Source organism: Enterobacter sp. 4974935, assembly GCF_058661735.1.
On record NZ_JBZWGT010000001.1, the window covers coordinates 47,566 to 68,256 of the forward strand.

Here is a 20,691-nt window from a genome sequence, read left to right on the forward strand (position 1 = left end):
GCGGACTTCCGGAAACAAACAGGGACAGGACGTGTCCGTTAAAACGTTCAGGAGCAGGTAACGGGATTTCCCGGTGCCTGAATGCACAAACCCCCCGATAACTGTCATCATCTTGGCGGAAGACACAGATATCAGGGGGTCCAAAAGCAGGCGCGTTGCCTGTGAAGGATTATAACGCATGCACCATAGAAAACAACTCCCGGCCGCCATAAGAACAGGCCGCCGTGAATGACAATCAGATTTCTGTTCACTGGTCAGATCTACCGAAAGATGAGTTAACCCGTTTCTGGCAGGATGTCGATGCCGGCACTCAGGGTAATTTCCTCATTGCACCGGTCAAAAAACTGACCCGCCGCAAACGCGGTGAGCATTCCACAAAAGCCAAATGTGAGAACCCGGCCTGGTATCGCCCGGAGCATTATAAAAAGCTCTCCGGACAGCTCGGTCATGCCTACAATCGCCTGGTGAAAAAAGACAAAGAAACCGGGCAGGTCAGCCTGCGCATGCATGTTTCTCGTCACCCTCTCTATGTCGCCGGCCGCCGTAAGGCGGGACGTAAATATGGCTTCCGTCCGGAGCGTCAGCGCCTGCTCGATGCGCTCTGGCCAGTGCTCATCAGTTTCTGTGATGCCGGAAAGCATACTGTCGGCATGTGTATCTCCCGTCTTGCAAAAGAGCTCAGTGCAAAGGACTCAAAAGGCAATGTCATTCCTGAAACGGAGGTGACGGTGTCACGCCTTTCACGGCTTATTGAGGAACAGGTACGGTTTGGCGTTCTGGGCCTTGCGGAAGAACGCACCTGGGATCGTGAATCCCGCTCCTGGCTGCCAACATATGTTTATATCACCCCCGTTGGATTCCAGATGCTGGGAGTCGATATGGACAAGCTGTTTAAAGAGCAGGAGAAGAAGCTCCGCCAGAGCGCCGAGCGTGAGCAGCTGATCCGGGAAGGGGTGATGAGCGAACATGATGATGTTCAGCCCCACTCTGCGCGGAAATGCTGGTCCGGCCGTAAGCGCCGGGAGGCACTCGTTTACCGCCGCAAAAAAGGCGCGGAGCGTAAACGTGCCAACAACCTGATTAAGCTGCCGGCAGATGAACGACTCCATGTAATGTCTGAATGGATTTACCGCACCCTGCCGCCTGACGAAGCGTACTGGTGCACATCAGAGCGCCTGAAGGCGCTGGCCATCCAGCATCTTTACCAGCTGGATCTGGCGCTTTCTCCACCTGACTAGTCACAGACGAAACATCAGTCTTGCTGTTTACAGGCCCCTCACCGGGGCTTTTCGTGCTGGTTTTTTTCGGCCATTCTGCTCATTTTTCACCCTTTACTCCTTTCTCTTTACGTTCACCATGACGTTCTGCGTGTCGTGATGGCCCGCAGTGGCCACTGTCTCTTTTTTTTACACAGAAATCCGCAAACGAATAAGTGAAGAAATCCGGAAATGAATAAAAGACATTCCGCAAAACAGTCTTACTTCACCTTTTTTATCTCTCTGTTCATTTCATTCCAGAGTAGATCTTTGTCTGCGGCCACTCTGTGGATAACGAAAAATGCCTTCGCATGCAGCGGCCTCACGGCCGCGCGCTCAGAATAAAATCAAAAGTACCTCCCGTCGCAAGCGCCGGGCCCCTTTCTGGCCAGAACCCGGCACCGCATACATATCTCACCCCTGCTAAACCGACGCCGCCCCGGCCCGAAGGGCCGGAACACCCTCGCTTTAAGAGGGATGTTGTAACTAGTATTAAGAGTAGCTGTAGTTAAGTCGCGGTAATCCCTTCATACACGCTCGTAAGCGCCTGACGGCGCTAACGCGGAGATACAGCCCGTCTGCGGCCAGAGGCCTTGACGGACTCACTCCGACCGCGCACATTAGTAATCGGAAAGCTTTAAGCGGGTATGGCTTTACAGCTACCGTGTTAAGTTCCCAGGTGTCGCTGAAATTTTTTATGAACATCCCCCTAAGCGTCAGCAGCAAGCTGCCGCCGCTAAGGCCCCGGAAATCACGCCCTTTACGTCGTAAACGCCGTAAAGCCCGCTCACCGGGGTTAAAAGGGATTACCTTAATTTCTTCATTGCTGATAGCGGGTTAAGGCTAACCAGGGCAGGGGGCTGACAGGCAGAATTTGTGAACCAGGAGCCGGCTACGCCGGGCTTTCGGCGCCATTTGACTCCACAGGTACATGCCGCTTCATCTGGCGCCTCCATGCCGCTAACGCGGCATCCAGAAGCTTCCCAATGCTGTAGGCTTTAACGTCTGCTTTGTGCCAGAAGCGGATGTTGCTAACGCCTCAGAGTGTAAATCTAGGGGTCAGTTCCGATATCGAAAACTATTGTACGTTAAGACTACTTTTTGAACAGAAACGGAGATGGGTTTTCGCTTTGAGCTGGCGTGTTCAGCCAGCCAACAAAAACAGGACTTCCATCAGGAAAGCCCTATGTCATTTTACTGTTCTGTGAGTTCAATCTCGGCAATAACCGGTAGATGATCACTGGCTGCCGACCAGTTAAACTCTGGGGAATTATGCGGAATTTCGAGCTTTTCCGTGTTCCATTTTTGCCCTTTGAAGGTAAAAATATGGTCGATATCAATCGCGGGATTGACTGCCGGCCAGCTGCGGGTGTCGGTTCCTGGCTTCGAGATTACATTAAAGAAATAACCTATCTCTTTTACCGGTTGCTCTTCGCGCGTGGAATTGAAATCACCGGCCAGGATCTTAATGGCAGAGGCAATATCCTTAAAATCAGAAGGCGCATCACCGATACTCAGATCCAACAGGTAACGAGCCTGTTCGGTACGAATTGTGGGATCTTTTTGCCAGTCGAGATGCGTTACCATGATTATCGGTGCAGAATCAAACCCCGGAACCTCGACTTGCACCAGCAGGGCAACGCGCTGTTCGGCATTGCCAGATGGCAACTTAACCACCTGTGAATGCAGAATTTTATATTTTGACAGCAACCCCAGACCATATTCCCCGTCGTCAAAATCCAGCGCCTTACCAAACACATAATGCATTTTATTAGCATCGGCAATAGTCTTTAACTGATTTATCTTCTGACTACGCTGGGTTTTGTTATCCACTTCCGGTATTGCAATAATGTCTGCGTTAATTTTTTTAATCGCTGAATTAAGTGCCGTAAAATCAGTTATATTATCGGAGGCTTCGTTCTTACCGATATTATAGGTGGCTATTCGCAGCGTTGGCTTATGCTGGGTGTAGACTTTATCGGGCACACCACCTTTTTGTACGGCAAGTATCTCATTACCTGCAAGTTTATCAGAAGCTTGTACGTGGGCCACCAGACATGCCAGTGCCGCTATAGTCAGTGCAAAGCGTCTTTTCATCAAGTTCTTAGTCCCTGTTTTAAAAACATAGTAGTGATGATATCAAGTTCAACCATTCAGTTTTGAGAGGAGTTGCACGAACTTATAACGCAACGAAAATTAAGTAGGCGATGATTTTAAGGAACTATCCTTGTGTTGCTTAGGAGGCAGTTTAGATATAGAGAATTATTGTACGATAAGCCTGTTTTTTGAACAGTCTTACCTATCGCAATGGGGTCTACTCCCACGCTATACGGTGAACTGCTCCCCGTTGATTAATACACCGCGATGTTAGTAATGTCTTCATAAGCCACATGAGGACATCCCCATGAAGAAGCGTTTTTCCGACGAACAGATCATCAGTATTCTCCGCGAGGCTGAAGCCGGAGTTTCTGCCCGTGAGCTCTGCCGTAAGCACGCCATTTCCGACGCCACGTTTAATACCTGGCGTAAGAAGTATGGCGGCATGGAGGTGCCTGAGGTTAAGCGCCTGAAGTCGCTTGAGGAAGAGAACGCAAGACTCAAGAAGCTGCTCGCCGAGGCCATGCTGGATAAGGAGGCGCCTCAGGTGGCTCTTGGGCGAAAGTACTGACGACAGACCAGAAGCGCGAAGCCGTGGTGTTGATGTGTGATGCGACCGGTCTGTCGTAACGTCGTGCCTGCTGACTCACAGGTTTGTCCCTGTCGACCTGCCGCTACAAGGCCCAGCGTCCGGCAGCTGATGCACATTTATCAGGGCGCATCTGGAGCGCTGGCGTTTTGGCTACCACCGCATATGGCAGTTACTGCGCCGTGAAGGGCTTCAGGTTAATCACAAGCGCGTGTACCGCCTTTATCATCTGAACGGGCTGGGCGTTAAACGCAGACGTCGTCGTAAATGGCTGGCAACAGAACGTCTGCCTCTGCTCCGTCCGGCGGCGCCCAACATGGCCTGGTCGATGGATTTCGTCATGGATGCGCTGGCTACTGGTCGCACGATAAAGTGCCTTACCTGCGTCAATGACTTCACAAAGGAATGCCTGACGGTCACTGTTGCCTTGGGGATTTCAGGCGTGCAGGTCACGCGTATTCTGGAGAGCATTGCACTGTTTTGCGGCTATCCGGCTACGATAAGAACCGATCAGGGCCCGGAGTTTACCTGCCGCGCACTCGATCAGTGGGCCTTTGAGCATGGTGTGGAGCTGCGACTTATCCAGCCCGGCAAGCCGACACAGAACGGATTTATTGAGAGTTTTAACGGACGCTTTCGCGATGAATGCCTGAATGAACACTGGTTCAGCGACGTCAATCATGCTAGGAAAACCATCAGTGAATGGCGTCAGGATTATAACGAATGTCGCCCGCACTCCACGCTGAATTATCAGACGCCGTCTGAATTTACAGCGCTCTGGAGAAAAGATAATTCTGAGAGTGAAGTATCCGACATTACTAACTGAGCCTTGTATCTAATCCTGGGGGCAGGTCACCGTTATTCCGGATAATAAAGAACAGAGGCTGAAATCCCTGTACATTACCGGTCTTCTTGATAACCGTGATGATGAGCGCTTTGAGCGCCTGGCCCTCAGACCCCACGTACTGCATTCTCCTACAGGGCGACCACCGGCAGAAATTTTATGCGGGTATGTACAGAGTTTAATATTTTGGCTCACAATAAAATACAGGAACATCTGCAAAGAACATGACAAAATTTCCGGAGCGATCCTGACGGATGGTCATCGACAGCTGTTTTTCTTCCTGCGAAAAAAATGCCGGAAAATGATGACTAAAATCACTGTTAGCTATTGTGGCGTCACCGTTGTTCATCAGTTGTACCTGTTGGCTTTTGAGCACAAAATCACTCTGGTAATGGGTATAGGTAAAAAATATCTGGCGGCTCACGATGCTTACTTTTCCGGAAAGAACTGTGCTGCCGTTGACCCTGACTCTTCCTTTCTTGTTACTGAATAGAAAATCGAACTCACCGTGAAATGAAAAACCGCCATGAGTCGTGGATTGGACGGCAAGGCAGGAGATATCACTATTTGTTTTGTTACCATTTTGGACTGCCATAGCTGTTATAGTGAGGATAAGTAAAGAGATCGTAAACAAAACGACTGGAAATAATTTACTCATGAGATACTCGCTGAACATATAATGAGAGAGAGCAAGCTTTTGTATTTAAGGTGCCGGCAGGGCATGAGATAACAGATAGCCGGGAGTGATTGTTGCTTTGCGTTAATATAATGCGTTTTGGGAGGGAACAGTCGGTTGAGGATTTTGATAATAACTTCTCCACAATTGTCTTATCAATAGCGCCATTGAAGTTAACCGTGCACATCTTGTACTGAATTTCGTCATAATCATCAATGAAATTCAAGTCTGGAATTGATGTGTACAATATACCCGATATTGACAGTGAAATGAATGTAAGCACGATCAGGAAGAATTTGCATCCTTTTTTTAAGGGGGCAGCGTAAGTAAAAAAAAAGGTATTTTTTCTGTATTTTCCTTTTCTTCTGGAGGTTTTTCTCTCCGGGTATCGACTGTTTTAACTGTAGTTTCAGGCTTTATTTTGAGCCCCCGACGTGGAACGGTTACGATAATTTCCTCTCCGCCGACCTTTTCAAGACCCTGACGAAGATTAAAGACCATCTGGTAAAAGGTATTCGGGGAAACCTTATCACTGGTTTCAGGCCATCCTGCCAGGATGAGCTCTTCCTGACTGACGATGTTCGAGCGTTCGTCAATAAGTTTAGCCAAACAATGGGAAGAAGGGGCGTGAAGCGTTACTACACATCCATTCATGCGGGAGGTTAATGTCCCTTCTGCTGGGTGAAATTCCACAACAGAATTCAACAAGTACATAACATTTTCATTGCTATCACGCATGTGGCTTTAATGTTCCTCTTTTAATATTAAGAAAACACTTTAACTATAGTCTGATCGGAATTTAATCGCCAGTGACCTTTGCATAACTCAGTTAAGGTATGAACTTAAGATCAATAGGGTCGCATAACAAATTGTTTTTTATAGACAAAATTCCTAGAAAACTCATCACTGCAGCCAGGTTCTTAAGTAAGGCGATAATTGTTTACTTCATGTATTCTCAGGAAGTATTCTTATGGCAACAGAAAAACTGAGTCATTTTTAGTTCGATTTGAGCATGGTCTGTTGATTTGAACAGGTATGCTAATCACCTGCTGTCAGTGGGTTGATTGCGAAGTTCCAGATTAAAGTTCTTGGCTATAGCATATTTGAAGATAATCACACCAAATAAAAACATTTCATTTACAAATATATCAGATGACGTCCGAGTTGCGACATGCTGACATATCTTTAGAATAGTAGACAAATAAGTTAACGCGTCGGAGGTGAAGCGTCATGCTTACTGATGAAAGGCCATATGCCTATATAGTTCTGAATGAATTTTATGTACTGATAGAAATGAAACAGATTATCAGGTTTCACTTTGATAAAAAAAGAAGCGTTGTGGGATATATTGCTGTTGCCCTGTCTGATGCGGGCATGAATATACTTTCTTATCTTCTATCCAAAAGTAAATCTCGTAGATCATTTTCTAAGGATGAAATCCTTGCAGAAGTCATGGACAGTATATATGCATATTCGACGAATCAAAAATTGTGGTACATCCTGAATGAACTAAAATCCCGGTTAACCAGTGTTGGTCTTCCTGAAGATTTTATCACACAACAGCGTGCAAAAGGTGTAATTGTTGGCCCTTATCAGATTACGGAATTGTACTCAAGGTACTAATTATATTCCATTAAGCTTCCGTTTAGCCAGTTAACTTCTTTATTTATCCTGGCATGGATAATATCTAAACCTACGCTGCTAGTACGGAAAGCAGCACAGCTGGCACCTAAACTACAACTCTGGAGGGGACCACGACACACAAATATACCAGTAAGCCCATGACCGTGCAATAACATCATTGTATGCGATAGCTTACTTACTCTCAATATATTTCACATCATCACGGTGTGTAACGCCCCTCAGTTGCAGAGTTTATGGAGCAGTATATGTATTTATCAGATTTTCCTGCAGTGGGACGGCTGTATACTTATTTTTATAATAAATTTGAACATAATATACAGTTTCCTTACTCATTCACGCTGATGTCATCACTTCAGGAGTCTCAACCAAAAAAGAGCACGATGCATGAACAGTGAACTATTGATTGTTATCCTGACAGATAACAACTGGCTGTATGTGGGACTTGCGGCTTTGATGCAGGAGATGGTTTGCCTGCCGCTATGTTTCAGTACTGCCAGTTTACCACAAATTATTAATGATGCCGGTCGTGTTCTTGTAATTGTTGACAGTCGTATAATTCTACGGGGTAAGTGGTCAACCCTAAACGAACTCAGGGCGCAAAGACCGGATGCCACCCTGGTCTGGCTGACCCTGAATATAACCGGGCGGATATTCCCGAAAGTAAGTCTGGGAGACAGGGTTCTGGCCCAGAAACAGGACTTAACCGCGCTTCATCATGCCCTCTCAGGGATATTCCTGCGTCCGGAATTTCCGGGAGAACGTATCGAAGACATCGGCCTGACGCAGACCGAGTATCGTTTACTGCCATATTTTGTTTCTGGCCTGCGCATGCATATGGTTTCCCGGTTGACGGGGAAACCTGTCAAGACCCTGTACACACATCGCCAGAATATCCTGACCAAGACGGGACTCAGACAACCGGCATTCTTACAATTTATGCACGAGCGTAACCTGGATCTACTGGGTTTTCCTGGGCTTGAGCACAATGATAACGAACAGCAATACGAGGGCATGAACGAATGTACCGTATAACAGCTGTCATCAACAAATCAGGAGGAGCGCCTGTATCGTGGACATATTATTCCTCCCGCAGGTTAACGCAGGCTCAATGTGAAAATATGTTGTCGAGGGATAAAGAAGCTGGAAGACATAACGGATTTAGGATAACGCTGACGGAGTTTTCTTGTGAAAGAGTTGATGATGGTGTGAGGGTTATTCAGCAGACATTATTAAAATGGCGAGTGGATGAGACAGAGAACAAAGCATCAAGCCAAGGCACGAAGGTGACCTAGACATGCAAGATATCGTAACGCAACGAGGTGATGCGTGCTCTGTAAGGGGCTAAGTCCCTTTACTGCGTGAAATAGTAGGGCCTTATCTGTTCTATAAAATCGTTCTTAAATGGCCTAAAACATCTATGGAAATAAGATAATTATCTATCGTGAGTTCTGTTATGCGTATCATTAGTGAGAATTTATACTTAAAACTTGGATTGTCATATATCATTAACCATTCTTTTGAGAATAGCTTTACCAGCAGACTAATTTTTATAGATACAACCTATAGCGACGCGCTAAAGGCGGCTGACTTTGATGGATTTATTATTTACATTACGCCAAGACCATTCAATCGTGGGTGGAGAGAGTTTTTCTCAACTGAAGTAAAGTATGGTGAAAATATTTGTATGGGGATGCCGGTAGAACAGATTATTGCCCGTGTGGGATCACTATCCCGCAGCAGGAAGAATTTCCTTCAGGATACCGGCCATATGTTTAAGTTAACGGATATGGAGGTTAATGTCATTCGTATTCTTGCCTGCGGTGTGACACCTGATGAGTGTAGCCTGATGATGGGCCAGAGTATTAAAACAATCAGTAATCATAAAAGGAGCGCAATGGTAAAACTGGGAATTGGATCTCAACTGGAGCTTTACAGGACTCTATCCTTACTACGGAAATACAAAGAAGCACTACTTACAGTTAAGTAGTGTGGCTATTAATACTGCATTAATCGTATCTGACTTTATTTAACTTTCAAATGAATGCTTAGAAAGGATATTTAGTATGGAATGTGGGGGTTTATGGTGATTCGCCTGTATGCTGGAGAATAAACCGGGGAGTGCCCCCGGTTCAGCTATACATCAGAAATTGTACTTAACCCCGATCGTTGCACTAGTGTTGTTATACCCCTTATCACCCATCTGCGCGCCGATATTACCCCACAAATTTGTGTGCGGAGTGATTTGACCCTCAACCCCGACCTTAACCTCACCAATATTCCGGGCCCCGGCTTGTGTGATACGAGCACCATCCATCGTGGTGCTGAAATTACGGGTGTTATGTAACCAGCTCGCCTCAATAAAGGGTTCAAATTCACGTTCTTTCCCTTCATCCATTGCATGATGGCTTTTCAGGAATGTCCTCAGGCCCAGACGGGTTTGTACATTTCCGTCCCCGTCACTGCTGACCCGTGTGCCGTTACCTTCTCGGTGATCATCAGCTTTGACGCCCATCCAGGTCGCCTGTGCCTGGGGCTGGATATACCACTGATTCAGTGTACCGTGGCTACCGTTAAAATCCCCCATCCTGAAAGTATAACCCGTTTCAAGCGATGCAGTCACCCCTCGGGAGCGGTAAGACTCACAGCTTTGTTTGCATATTGGTTCATTATTTCATCTAAAAGTATTAAGTTGCATTACAAACGTATATAATATTTTCTAATACGTAATGTGTACTATATGTAATAAATTACCAGTTTTGAGGCTCGGCAAGCAGTAACTCATTGTTATTAAAGGTGCATATAATCACATTAGGTTACTGTTGGCTTTCTCTTTATATGGTAAAGCTTAAAATGCAACGTAACCTTTTGAAACATTTTTGCGTATGTATCTACATTTAATTATATTTTTGTAAATATTAAACTTGAACAAGTTTAAGTCGATTCCACTATCAGAAGAGAGTTTATGATGAAAGCTTACAAGCCGTTTAATCGATGCACTTTAAGTCTGGTAATTGCCGCAGCAATACCATTTTTAGGACAGGCGACTTACGCTGCGGATTACACATCTCCAGTAAATACAGCAAATAATAATATTCTGGCGGGTGATACGGTTACTGTTGCTGATTCCGATAACGTTCGGAGTGATGTTGTTGCTGGTTCAGTCGCAGCATTAAATATGGCACCTTCACATAGTGGGAATACATACTTATGGGGAAATGGTGCACATATCTGAAAATTTATTTGTCAATAATAATATTAAATGCGGGTGGGCTTTGTATCATAAGTAGATTCGTTAAATTAAAAGCTATGATATTTAATGAGTTGGAATGTATTTGAGTGGAGAGAACAGAACATGAAGAAAAGATTAAGATTTAAAAGTGAATATAATAATATCTGTCGCGCAGTATGGAAGGGGCGCTTATCGGAGTTAGGGCGAGGAAGAGCCAGAAGCTCAATGTCAGAGGGCTGCCGCAATCTCGTAACTCCGATATTACTTATCGTAGCAGGAAACACTGCCTCTGTCAGAGGTGAGGATATTTCGAGTCCTCTTATCTTTACCGGCAGTGATGGCGTTCATTCAATTCAGGGCGAAGATTACACATTTAATCTCACAAATAGTGAGGGGTTTATTCAAATTAGCGATAAGTCCCCATTTGATATAACAGATTCAAAAATCACTGCAACAAATTCAAACGCTGTTGTTTATTCAGGAAAAGAAAACCTAAACATTTCCGGTTCAACTATTGCCGCAAACAGCGGCAATGGGGTCGCCCTGGATTACTCAGGAGATGAACTAAATATCAGTGAGTCCACTTTCACTGGCGAGATGAAAATGAATTCTGCGAACGGTTTAGTGAATGACTCGACTGTCTCGTCTGAAACTACAGCCGTAAGCATGGCTGAGGCCCGTGTCGGTATTGATGGCGTTGTTTATCCAACCGTCACATTTAATAATTCAGTTATCGATGGAAAAAAGGTTGCCGCAGCCGTAACCCTGGGTAAACTCTCTATATATGACACCAGCCTAAAAAGTAGTGAGGGCGATGGCGTTGTTATCGGTAATTTATACGGTAATTACGAGATGGGTGATAATCCCATTGCTTTTTACTCTTATAACTCCAGTATTGACATCAGTGGCAATGCTTTTGCAACTTCAGGCAGCAAGACGCTTTATTATCCTTTAATTAGTTATGTGGAGTTACATAACTCAACAGTAAAATCTAAAAACCTTGCTTATATTGGCGTGGGTAGTGACGACCCGGATAGTGACGACCCGGATAATCAGGTTTATAACAGCGAGTTAGATGTTTCCCTCAATGATAACACGAATGCCACCGGGGATGCTGTTAACGATGTTGCAGATTCTGGTGCTATTCTTACTATCGCTGTCAATTCATCCAGCTCATGGTATGGGGCGGCTCAGCATGTCACGGATATCAGTATTGATAGCACAAGTAGCTGGTATGTTACGGCTGACTCTGATACTTATACGTTGAAAAATTCTGGCACAGTAGCATTGTCACAAGCTGATAATGTAGGAAACGTGCTGACTGTGCATGATAATTATAATGGCAATGGCGGAATACTTCGTTTTAATACCGTTTTAGGTGGGGATGATTCCAAAACAGATAAACTTATCGTAGAGGGCGATACGTCCGGTGATACTGGGGTCGTTGTTAATAACGTGGGGGGGATAGGTGACCTGACTATCAATGGTATTGAATTAATCCATGTTGATGGTGCATCAGATGGAACCTTCACTCAGCAAGGCCGTATTGTCGCAGGTGCATATGAGTATCAACTGGCCAGAGGGGCTGGAAGTAATGAAGGTAACTGGTACCTGTCTAGTTGGAAAAATGACCCGACTCCAACTCCGGACCCTGATCCGACTCCAACTCCGGACCCTGATCCGACTCCAACTCCGGACCCTGATCCGACTCCAACTCCGGACCCTGATCCGACTCCAACTCCGGACCCTGATCCAACTCCAACTCCAACTCCGGACCCTGATCCAACTCCAACTCCAACTCCGGACCCCGATCCGACTCCGGTTCCAACTCCGACGCCTGCTCCCGCTCCGACTGTTCGTCCAGAAGGTGGAAGTTATGTGCAAAACATTTCTGCTGCAAACAATCTATTTAACACAACTCTACATGATCGTCTTGGTGAGACCCAATATATCGATGCACTTACGGGTGAGAAAAAAGTTACCAGTTTATGGTTACGGCAAGTTGGAAGACATAGCCAGTGGCGTGACAGCAGTGGCCAGTTAGATACTCAGAGCAATAGTTATGTTGCACAGCTTGGTGGGGATCTAGTCCAGTGGTCATCTGACGGACTAAATCGTGGACATATGGGGCTCATGGCTGGCTATGGTAACAACCATAGTAATACACGTTCTTCAGTGACCGGATACAGTTCTAAAGGCTCCGTCGATGGTTATAGTGTTGGTGCTTATGGAACCTGGTTTGCTAATGATGAGAGTAAACAGGGGTTATATGTGGATAGCTGGGTTCAGTATAGTTGGTTTAACAACCACGTGGATGGACAGGGCCTTTCAAGCGAGTCGTATAAGTCTAAAGGTTTAACTGCATCACTGGAAACAGGTTATACGCTAAAAATGGGTGAGTTTGCAGGTAGTAAAGGCACTCTAAACGAATGGTTTATCCAGCCACAAGCACAGGCAATTTGGATGGGAGTTAAAGCTGATGAACATCATGAGGATAATGGAACTCGTGTTATAAGTGAAGGAGACGGCAATGTACAAACTCGCCTGGGTATGCGGGCTTATCTTAAAAGTCACCATGCTATGGACGAGGGAAAACAGCGTACTTTCGAACCGTTCATCGAGGCGAACTGGCTTCACAATACCCGTAGTTTTAACGTAAAAATGGACGATGTCAAAATTAGTCAGGCTGGAGCCCGGAACATTGGTGAGCTTAAGGTCGGTGTTGAAGGTAAAATCACTTCTCGTCTCAATATGTGGGGGAATGTTGGTACGCAAATAGGAGATAAGGGGTATAACGATAGTTCTGCAACGATCGGTATTAAATACAATTTCTGATACTGAGTAATGAGGTAACAGGCGCGTTGTTTAACGACTAGAAGTAAGGACGACTTCCAAAACGGAGCAGCGCGCCTGATATATCGAACTGACACTGACTGATCTTGACCCGCTATATCCAGACAGCTTTTGTCTCTACGTTAGCGTTATCCGTTGGCTCCGGTATTCCCTCGGCGAGAGGTATCCCAGGGCGCTGTGCGGATGGTTTTCATTGTAATGCTCGAACGCCGCCGCCAGGTTTATCAACGCCGTTCGCACATTCGGTTTGGGCATGAAGGTGATGTAGTCACTTTTCATCGTTTTTACGAACCGTTCAGCCATACCATTGCTCTGCGGACTCCTCACTGCTGTTGTGCACGGCTCCAGATTCAGTTCCCTCGCGAACCAGCGAGGTTTCATGCGCTACATAAGCTGAACCGTTGTCCGTCAGCCACTGGATTGATTTTTCCGGTAACTAAAAATATATTTAATTTCATAAATATTTAAACTTTCAGTTGTGAGATCTGAAAAATAATAGATAGAACGATTGAGTGCACAAGGCACAGGATGTCCCTGGCCTGGTCAAGGTAAATATGATGAACAATGACACGACTTTGAATGAATTCGTCACCGCAACTGAACAAGCCAGAGCTAACTACCGGCTGCGTGCCACGTTGTTATCCAGAATGCTCTATAAATTCTGGTACGTTCCTTTGGGGGGCAGTTTGGAGATCGGAAATTATTGTACGTTTAGCGCATTATTTAACCAATCTAACCCGTAAGGGATTGATTTAGTGCCAGTTGCTATCGCTTTTAAATTATCGCGTATTCCGTCTCGCATTTAGGTTATCCGATTAGACAAAATCCACGCGAAACGCCGTATCGCGTGGGAGTACACCCTATCGCTATAGGTAAGCCTGTTCAAAAAAAGGCTTACCGTACAATAATTCTCTATATCCAAACTGACCCCATCTATGGGGGCAGCTCTTACAACAAAACACACCGGTACTGGAAAATTGTTAATGCCGTAGCAGGAGCCGGCTTAAAAACCCTTCATCCTGCCGTGGATCGCATACAACTAAATTTTACATCGTTGACTGGCTGAGGGGACCACTGCGTCCGGAAGGGGAGTGCCCTAAATCTGCTGTGCAGTATCTGTGAGGATTCAAATACCATATTCGCTGTCATGCCTGGTCATTTTGTCGGTCAACCAGATCAGGCCCCCGGAATGCGCGGCGCCATTCGCTGGGACTCACACTGAATTTTGACTTAAAACTCTGACGGAATGAAACGGGTGACTGAAATCCGGCCATTTCGGCGACCTTTTCAATACTGTGGCTGGTCGTCTCCAGCAGCTCCTGGCTTCGCTGAAGCCGTTCCGCGTTGATCCAGTCTGCCAGTGTTGTACCGGTGGCCTTCAGAAAATGACGGGTCAGCGTTCTCCGGCTCATGCTGACAAATCCGGCCAGTGAATCCAGGTCATGAGGTTTGTCCAGATTGCGACGCAGATAATCCATTAATTCATTCATTTTGTTGTCCCGTGTTGTTTCCGGGACAGGACGTTCTATAAACTGAGCCTGGCCACCTTCCCGGTAAGGCGGAACGACCATCCTCCGGGCCACCCGGTTGGCAACGGCCGAACCGTAATGGTCCCGGATAATACTCAGACAACAGTCGATACCCGCAGCAGTGCCGGCAGAGGTAATCAGCCGTTCGTCGCGGGTATACAGCGAATTGCTGTCCAGGTGAACGTCAGGAAAGCGGGCTGTGAAATCCTGTTCATACTCCCAGTGTGTGGCAGCACGGTGTCCGTCGAGCAGCCCAGTATAAGCCAGCACGTAGGTACCCAGGCATAGCCCCACCACCTGTGCGCCACGCTGCCACGCGCTGATCAGCTTATCGAGCAGTGCCTGGTCTGGTTTCTCATCAGGATTATGCCAGTAAGGGACGATGATAATATCGGCAGCATCAAGACGTTCCAGCCCATGCTCAACGTTGATGGACAGTCCGATATCAGACTGCACCATACCCGGCTCCCGGGCACAGATTTCGACACGGAACAGCTCCGGTTCCGGCATTGAGGCGCCGAAAATGATGCAGGGTACAGAAAAGTGAAACGGGCTGAAACCGTCAGTGACAATGACGGCAACTGTCAAAGCAGACATCGTATTTACCTTTTCGTCAGTTGCAGCGACCGGAATTCCGGTCGCTGACACGTTCATACGGACCGGCTATATGGCAGCCGTGGCCGGTTCCGGAGTATCTCCAGGGACGGAAGTATGCTGACCATCAGAACGTGAGGATCTCTCCGTCAGCCGGGATCCGTACCTGTTTTTCAATGCCGTGCTCAAGGGTGAATTCACGCAGCTCGGCGCGGGTGAGCAGACAGTGGTTAATCGCCTCCATGTGCGAAGCAACGATGGTTGTCTCAGGCAGCATCGCCAGGGTGCGCAGCGTGTCCTCCTTACCCATGATGATTGGTCCGTAAAGATCGTTAACCGCATAGCCGGTATTCAGCACCACAACGTCCGGGCGGAAACGCTGCAGGCTTTTTACATACGGTTTCACCCAGACGGTATCCCCTGCGATATAAAGCGTTTTTTCATCGTGGTGCGTGAATACCAGTCCGCAGGCATCGCCGAGTAATTCCCCCCAGACGGTATCTGCGTAGAGTTCATTGCTGCCATGCTGGCCGTCAGTTTTGTAAATTGTCAGGCCATCTACGAAATGGTTTTCATCTTTCAGTACACGGATATTAACAAATCCCTGAGAGCGGATCAGTGCAGCATCATTTTCGTCCTGGGTATAGATAAGCATGTCTTTCGGCACCGCCTTCTGTGCCGCTTCGTCCCAGTGGTCAGTATGCGTGTGCGTCAGGATCACCGCATCAACGTTCAGCAGCGTTTCAACCGCCACAGGCAGCGGTACCATAGGGTTGCGGAGGTGCGGACGCGCATTTCCGGCAAAACCATCCCAGGCGTCTTTTTCTGCCAGCATCGGGTCGATAAGGAATTTCTTTCCGGCGTATTCCAGCATGAGGGTGGCATTACGGACTTGCGTTAACTTCATTTCTCTCTCCAGTGATTCATCAGATTTTAAGCCACATCCCGCCCGTGGTGATCGGATCATGGGGTGGCAGGTGGATTACTATAAACGGTGATCCCGGTGGGCGTGACACGCTCACAGGTCATTAGGCGATGAAATCAGGTCAACCTGTGCCCGTCAGCAGCGCCAGCAGGATATCAGCTGTCGCGCAGTAATTTCATTTACGCGGAATGACTCGTCAGGTAACAGCGGGACAGCGTCCTTATTTCAGAGCCGGTCTGACCGCACGCCTCTTATGCCAGATCAGCCACAGCACCGGTGCAATCAGGCTGATGATCCAGGGAACCAGGATGAGGTGCATGGTTTTCCAGCCAAATGCGTTGAACAGTGGGCCGGCACCCAGGGAACAAATCAGACTGAAGATAAAGACACTCATGTCATTTGCCGCCTGAGCCACGCCTTTTTCTGCTGCCGAGTAGGTCGTTGCCAGCAGGCTGGTCCCTCCGACGTAAAGAAAATTCCAGCCTATCCCCATCAGGATCAACGCACTGGCAAAAAATCCCCACGTGACGCCGGACAGCACCAGCGCAATATACGCAAGCAGGAGCAGGATCCCCGCCAGCATAATGGTAGTGACACCGAACCGGTCGATGAGTCTTCCGGTGAAAAAGGAGGGAACGAAACGCCCCAGAATGTGAAGCTGGATAACCACAGCGATCTGTGGGAGTTCAAACCCATAGTGTTTCATGGCAATGGGGGGGGCGGTCAGTCCCAGCACCATAATGCCAAACCCTGAAGCACCGGAAAAAAGCGCCACAAGATAAGACGGCTGGGATATGATCCTGAACCACGGACGGGGACCGGTCTGTGCTGACGGGTCAGCGGTCTGTGTAGGCATGTGTAAACGCGACAGCAGAAGTAACCCCAGCGAAGCCAGCACGGCCATAAAGAGGAATGACCCCATATAGGTCACGCTGAACAGTGTGCTTCCGTAGCTGGCCAGGAACGGGCCTAACAGGGCAGCAACAACACCGCCAGCCAGAACCAGCGAAATGGCCCGGGTGCGGAATGCCGGCAGCGCAACTTCACCCGCAGCAAAACGGAAAAACTGCGCAAAGGCCTGGTATATTCCCAGAAAAAACATCCCCAGGCACAGCAGGATGAATGAATCCTGGATCATGGCCACCATGGAAATGACGGCGGCCATAATCCCGCTCAGGGTACCGGTAATGAATCCTGTTTTTCTGCCTGCCCGATCCATCCATAAAGAGGCGGGAAACATCACCAGTACGGTGCCCAGGCTTGCCATTGAAATGGGGACCGTCACCAGTGAAGGATTTGGCGTCAGGAGGGCCCCCGCCAGTCCGCCTATTGTCATTATCAGTACCGATATCGACTGAAAGATAGCCTGTGATCCCGCAAGTATCAGGACCTGCTGACGCATATTTCTCATGTTAGTGAAGCTCCGGAATGAAATTAAGCAGACGGGGAGCCTCAGCCCGGCATTTACCCGCCTGAAGGAAACCAGATGACACAACATCCGACCGGGTCCCGGGCAGAGGGAAATAACGGCAAGGTTAAGCTGCCGCTCATCCGCCCACTCATGGTGAAAGGAGTATACGGAGCACGACAGGACACACGTGAGAGGGCTCACAGCCAATTAGCAATGAAAACGGGTCAATTCAGCAGCGAGGCCCGGAGGTACACCTGCGAACGCCTGTCGTGCCAGTGCAGAAAATTCCCTGCGAAGCAGGACAGAAATTGTGAAGCCAGGGGGAGATAAGCCCTACAGGCCGGTGGTCCGGTCAGAGCCAGGTTCTTCATACTCTTCGCCTGCGAAATAAACAATGACCCGATACCATCGAAAGTTGTCCCTGTGGGCACAGGCATATCAGAAGGGTATCCCCTATGATTGACGAGAAATTAAAGCCAGCCGGGAACTAATCAGGTATCAGATACAGGCATAATTATTTCCCTTAATATTTTTAAATGTCTGCTGATGGCGGACTGTATCGTAGTATCAATATCTTATCTGGAGTCTGAATGAACATGAATAAATTATTCGCTGCCGTAGTACTGAGTGCAACATTAATGTCCTCTGCTTTTGCCGCCGATCATTATCAGCAAATCCGCAATGCAACCGGCAGAATAGAAATTGCGGGTAAAACATTTCTTATCGATCCAATGCTGGGTAAAAAAGATGCTTATCCCGGTTTTGAGAATACACACAACAGCCAGCTGCGATTCCCTCTCGTTGAACTGCCGGTAAGCATTGAGGATACCTATAAGGGTGTGGAAGGGATCATTGTCACCCATACGCACCTTGACCACTGGGATCCGGAAGCCCAGAAAAAGTTGCCTAAAGATATTCTTATTATCGCCCAGCATGAAGATGATGCAAAATTAATCCGGAGTCAGGGTTTTAAAAACGTCAAAGTCCTGAATGGTACAATGCAGTTCGGCGATGTTACGGTGGTTAAAACGCACGGTGCTCACGGTACTGACGAAATGTTTGCCTCGTCACTCAGCGAGATCCTCGGCGAAGCCATGGGCGTCGTTTTCACGGCAAAAGGTCATAAAACCGTCTATGTTGCCGGCGATACCCTTTGGAATGCCGACGTGAACAAGGCAATCGTGAAATACAAACCGGATGTGTTAGTGCTGAATACCGGTGATGCCCGCAACCTGAATTTCCCTGACGCAGGCATTATTATGGGCACAAAAGATGTCCGTCACGCCTATGAGATGTTGCCGCAGGCAAAAATCATTACGGTGCATATGGATGCTGTAAACCACACAACTGTCAGCCGCGCAGATATGCGTGCCTATATCAAAGAAAACAAGATTGATGACCGTGTAGTTGTTCCGAATGATGGCGAGACCGTAAACCTTTAATTATTAATAACAGCATGAACTTTATAGAGCCAGCCTGCTCAAGCTGGCTCTATATACTGTTGTTTTTAAATTCTGGGATTGTGGCTTATATTCGTCATATTAGTGAAAAAAAACAACACAATGAAGAACAATATAATTGCACGCCTTTTTTTGTGACAATGAAAACCTATCAGAACTTCCCTAAGAGCGGTAGCTAAGGTTTAGCACATTCCTGAATGATACATAGCGTCCGCTTATCGCTCATAGCGGACTGCGCTCACTTACTGCTGTGAGCGTTACCTTGAGTTTAATGCCAGCCTGGTACAGTCAGGTTGACAGTACTTGTTTCAGGCTTTCGTCATTAAAAACGGTTCCGGTCTTCAGGACGCCATAACACCAGTGTACCAGTTTCCGCATCAGCGCACCAATGGCCACCATTTTAGGTTTACCCCGCAGACACATCTCATCGTAAATATTACGCATTCGCTTATTGTAGATTTTTCCGCACAGGGCGGACATGTAAAGCTTCGCTCTCAACTGAGGAGGGCCGATTTTCGACATCCGCGGTCGGCTCCGGACCGATGTGCCTGAGCGTTTCTCGATCGGCACCACGCCCAGAAAGGCTGCAGCCTGCTCAGCCGATACAAAGTTATGGCTGCGAAGCACGACCAGCATATGCATCCCCAGTTGGGGACCAACCGATTTAATTGAGGTCAGCAGTGTATAATCACGCCTGAGTGCAGGGCTGGCTTTGATATGAGCTTTAATCTGCCGCTCGATATTACTTACCTCCTCGCGCAGAAGCTGCGCCATACGCCTGCAGGAACTGATAATATCTGCAGGTGTGTCTGTCGACAGGTATTTTTCCAGCCTGTTCTCCTCACGCAGAGCATCACCCAGCAGAACATCCCGCCGTCGCAGGAGTGCGCCGAGATATCTGATTTCGGGTGCCGGCGGCTCCCAGCGGTGTGGCTTCTTAAGGAATGCGTAACAGGCCAGCATATACGCATCCACCTTATCCGTTTTTGTCATGATTCCCATGCCACGTGCAAACTCCCGACTGCGGTGAGGGTTGGCCAGAGAAACCCGGAAACCGGCATCATGTAACTCAGTGGCCAGCCGTTCGTGATAAACACCGGTCGCTTCCATTACCACATGAACATCTTCCGGACCGCAGTGTTGAAGCCTGAGCCAGCGAAGAATATTTTCAACTGAATGCCTGTTATTTTGGATGTTACGGGTTTTTATGCGTCCTTTGATACCGTCATAAAGCATGCAAAGATCCAGGGTGTTTTTACTTACGTCAATGCCGACTGGAAACATGGTCAAACTCCTCTCACATAAACCGTCACGCCTGTTCGCCTTGTACATACGGAGTCGAGCTCCCGGTAACCGTTCAACCTGATGTGCTGACGTGAAAGGTGAAGCGGAGGGCCATATGCTGCAAATCAAGGTTCAGCGGTGCCGACTTTTCTGACCTTAAGGGAAGGGAGCGGCTCACTCTGCTTCAGTGGTGGTAGCTAATCACCACAAACTGTTAGATACAAGGGAAAGGGATGGGATTGGCAGAACCTATCAATCCGTAACGGCTGATGCCGGTTACGACGCCCCTCACCAGAATCA

15 protein-coding genes and 4 pseudogenes are annotated in these 20,691 nt (G+C 47.6%); 10 read left to right on the plus strand and 9 right to left on the minus strand.

The window, feature by feature from the left end; translation table 11 throughout:
- Window positions 1–224: 224 nt before the first annotated feature.
- Entirely contained in the window at window positions 225–1,238 is a 1,014-nt protein-coding gene (gene repA, locus AC4OVS_RS00285) for a plasmid replication initiator RepA (RefSeq protein WP_491922084.1), read from the plus strand.
- 1,212 nt (window positions 1,239–2,450) lie between these two features.
- On the opposite strand, the gene AC4OVS_RS00290 is transcribed toward repA, so the two are convergent.
- Complete coding sequence (locus tag AC4OVS_RS00290) at window positions 2,451–3,353, minus strand: endonuclease/exonuclease/phosphatase family protein (RefSeq protein ID WP_491922085.1); 903 nt, start codon at window positions 3,351–3,353, stop codon at window positions 2,451–2,453.
- 307 nt (window positions 3,354–3,660) lie between these two features.
- Between AC4OVS_RS00290 and AC4OVS_RS00295 the strand changes: the two are divergent.
- Both AC4OVS_RS00295 and AC4OVS_RS00300 read left to right on the plus strand, forming a co-directional pair.
- Window positions 3,661–4,768, plus strand: a pseudogene (locus AC4OVS_RS00295) (IS3 family transposase).
- A gap of 34 nt (window positions 4,769–4,802) precedes the next feature.
- Window positions 4,803–4,889 (plus strand): annotated as a pseudogene (locus AC4OVS_RS00300) (GAF domain-containing protein); the annotation flags it as partial.
- Between the two features lie 75 nt (window positions 4,890–4,964).
- Here AC4OVS_RS00300 and AC4OVS_RS00305 read toward each other — a convergent pair.
- Together AC4OVS_RS00305 and AC4OVS_RS00310 are read right to left on the minus strand one after the other, a co-directional pair.
- Window positions 4,965–5,444 carry a YqeJ family protein gene (locus AC4OVS_RS00305; RefSeq protein WP_491922086.1) on the minus strand — a complete coding sequence of 160 codons (480 nt, stop codon included), beginning with the start codon at window positions 5,442–5,444 and terminating at the stop codon, window positions 4,965–4,967.
- Window positions 5,445–5,771: 327 nt separating this feature from the next.
- A complete protein-coding gene (locus AC4OVS_RS00310; protein WP_491922087.1) occupies window positions 5,772–6,200 on the minus strand; it encodes a winged helix-turn-helix domain-containing protein in 429 nt (142 codons plus the stop codon).
- A gap of 492 nt (window positions 6,201–6,692) precedes the next feature.
- Here AC4OVS_RS00310 and AC4OVS_RS00315 point away from each other — a divergent pair, with 492 nt between their 5' ends.
- The 4 genes from AC4OVS_RS00315 (at window position 6,693) to AC4OVS_RS00330 (ending at window position 9,093) form a co-directional block, all read left to right on the plus strand.
- The gene (locus AC4OVS_RS00315) at window positions 6,693–7,085 is read left to right on the plus strand and encodes a hypothetical protein (RefSeq protein WP_491922088.1); all 393 of its coding nucleotides are present in this window, start codon (window positions 6,693–6,695) and stop codon (window positions 7,083–7,085) included.
- A gap of 405 nt (window positions 7,086–7,490) precedes the next feature.
- A complete protein-coding gene (locus AC4OVS_RS00320) occupies window positions 7,491–8,138 on the plus strand; it encodes a helix-turn-helix transcriptional regulator (protein WP_491922089.1) in 648 nt (215 codons plus the stop codon).
- Window positions 8,126–8,398: a DUF1187 family protein gene (locus AC4OVS_RS00325; protein WP_491922090.1), complete on the plus strand. Its 273-nt coding sequence runs from the start codon at window positions 8,126–8,128 to the stop codon at window positions 8,396–8,398. Before AC4OVS_RS00320 ends, AC4OVS_RS00325 begins: the two co-directional genes overlap by 13 nt.
- Window positions 8,399–8,559: 161 nt before the next feature.
- Complete coding sequence (locus tag AC4OVS_RS00330; protein WP_491922091.1) at window positions 8,560–9,093, plus strand: helix-turn-helix transcriptional regulator; 534 nt, start codon at window positions 8,560–8,562, stop codon at window positions 9,091–9,093.
- A gap of 153 nt (window positions 9,094–9,246) precedes the next feature.
- Here the strand turns inward: AC4OVS_RS00330 and AC4OVS_RS00335 are convergent.
- A pseudogene (locus tag AC4OVS_RS00335) lies at window positions 9,247–9,747 on the minus strand (autotransporter outer membrane beta-barrel domain-containing protein); the annotation flags it as partial.
- A 321-nt stretch (window positions 9,748–10,068) separates the two neighbouring features.
- Between AC4OVS_RS00335 and AC4OVS_RS00340 the strand changes: the two are divergent.
- The gene (locus AC4OVS_RS00340; protein WP_491922092.1) at window positions 10,069–10,338 is read left to right on the plus strand and encodes a hypothetical protein; all 270 of its coding nucleotides are present in this window, start codon (window positions 10,069–10,071) and stop codon (window positions 10,336–10,338) included.
- A 120-nt stretch (window positions 10,339–10,458) separates the two neighbouring features.
- Window positions 10,459–13,170: an autotransporter outer membrane beta-barrel domain-containing protein gene (locus AC4OVS_RS00345; protein ID WP_491922093.1), complete on the plus strand. Its 2,712-nt coding sequence runs from the start codon at window positions 10,459–10,461 to the stop codon at window positions 13,168–13,170.
- A 135-nt stretch (window positions 13,171–13,305) separates the two neighbouring features.
- Here the strand turns inward: AC4OVS_RS00345 and AC4OVS_RS00350 are convergent.
- The 4 genes and pseudogenes from AC4OVS_RS00350 to AC4OVS_RS00365 form a co-directional block, all read right to left on the minus strand.
- Window positions 13,306–13,609: pseudogene (locus AC4OVS_RS00350) on the minus strand (integrase core domain-containing protein); the annotation flags it as partial.
- Window positions 13,610–14,333: 724 nt separating this feature from the next.
- A complete protein-coding gene (locus AC4OVS_RS00355; protein WP_021571263.1) occupies window positions 14,334–15,314 on the minus strand; it encodes a GlxA family transcriptional regulator in 981 nt (326 codons plus the stop codon).
- Between the two features lie 124 nt (window positions 15,315–15,438).
- Complete coding sequence (locus AC4OVS_RS00360; protein WP_021571264.1) at window positions 15,439–16,218, minus strand: MBL fold metallo-hydrolase; 780 nt, start codon at window positions 16,216–16,218, stop codon at window positions 15,439–15,441.
- A gap of 238 nt (window positions 16,219–16,456) precedes the next feature.
- Window positions 16,457–17,572: an MFS transporter gene (locus AC4OVS_RS00365; RefSeq protein ID WP_491922094.1), complete on the minus strand. Its 1,116-nt coding sequence runs from the start codon at window positions 17,570–17,572 to the stop codon at window positions 16,457–16,459.
- A 665-nt stretch (window positions 17,573–18,237) separates the two neighbouring features.
- Here AC4OVS_RS00365 and AC4OVS_RS00370 point away from each other — a divergent pair.
- Complete coding sequence (locus AC4OVS_RS00370) at window positions 18,238–19,089, plus strand: MBL fold metallo-hydrolase (RefSeq protein WP_045295616.1); 852 nt, start codon at window positions 18,238–18,240, stop codon at window positions 19,087–19,089.
- A gap of 306 nt (window positions 19,090–19,395) precedes the next feature.
- On the opposite strand, the gene AC4OVS_RS00375 is transcribed toward AC4OVS_RS00370, so the two are convergent.
- Window positions 19,396–20,391, minus strand: a complete 996-nt coding sequence (locus tag AC4OVS_RS00375; protein WP_327751416.1) for an IS110 family RNA-guided transposase — start codon at window positions 20,389–20,391, stop codon at window positions 19,396–19,398.
- Window positions 20,392–20,691 lie beyond the last annotated feature (300 nt).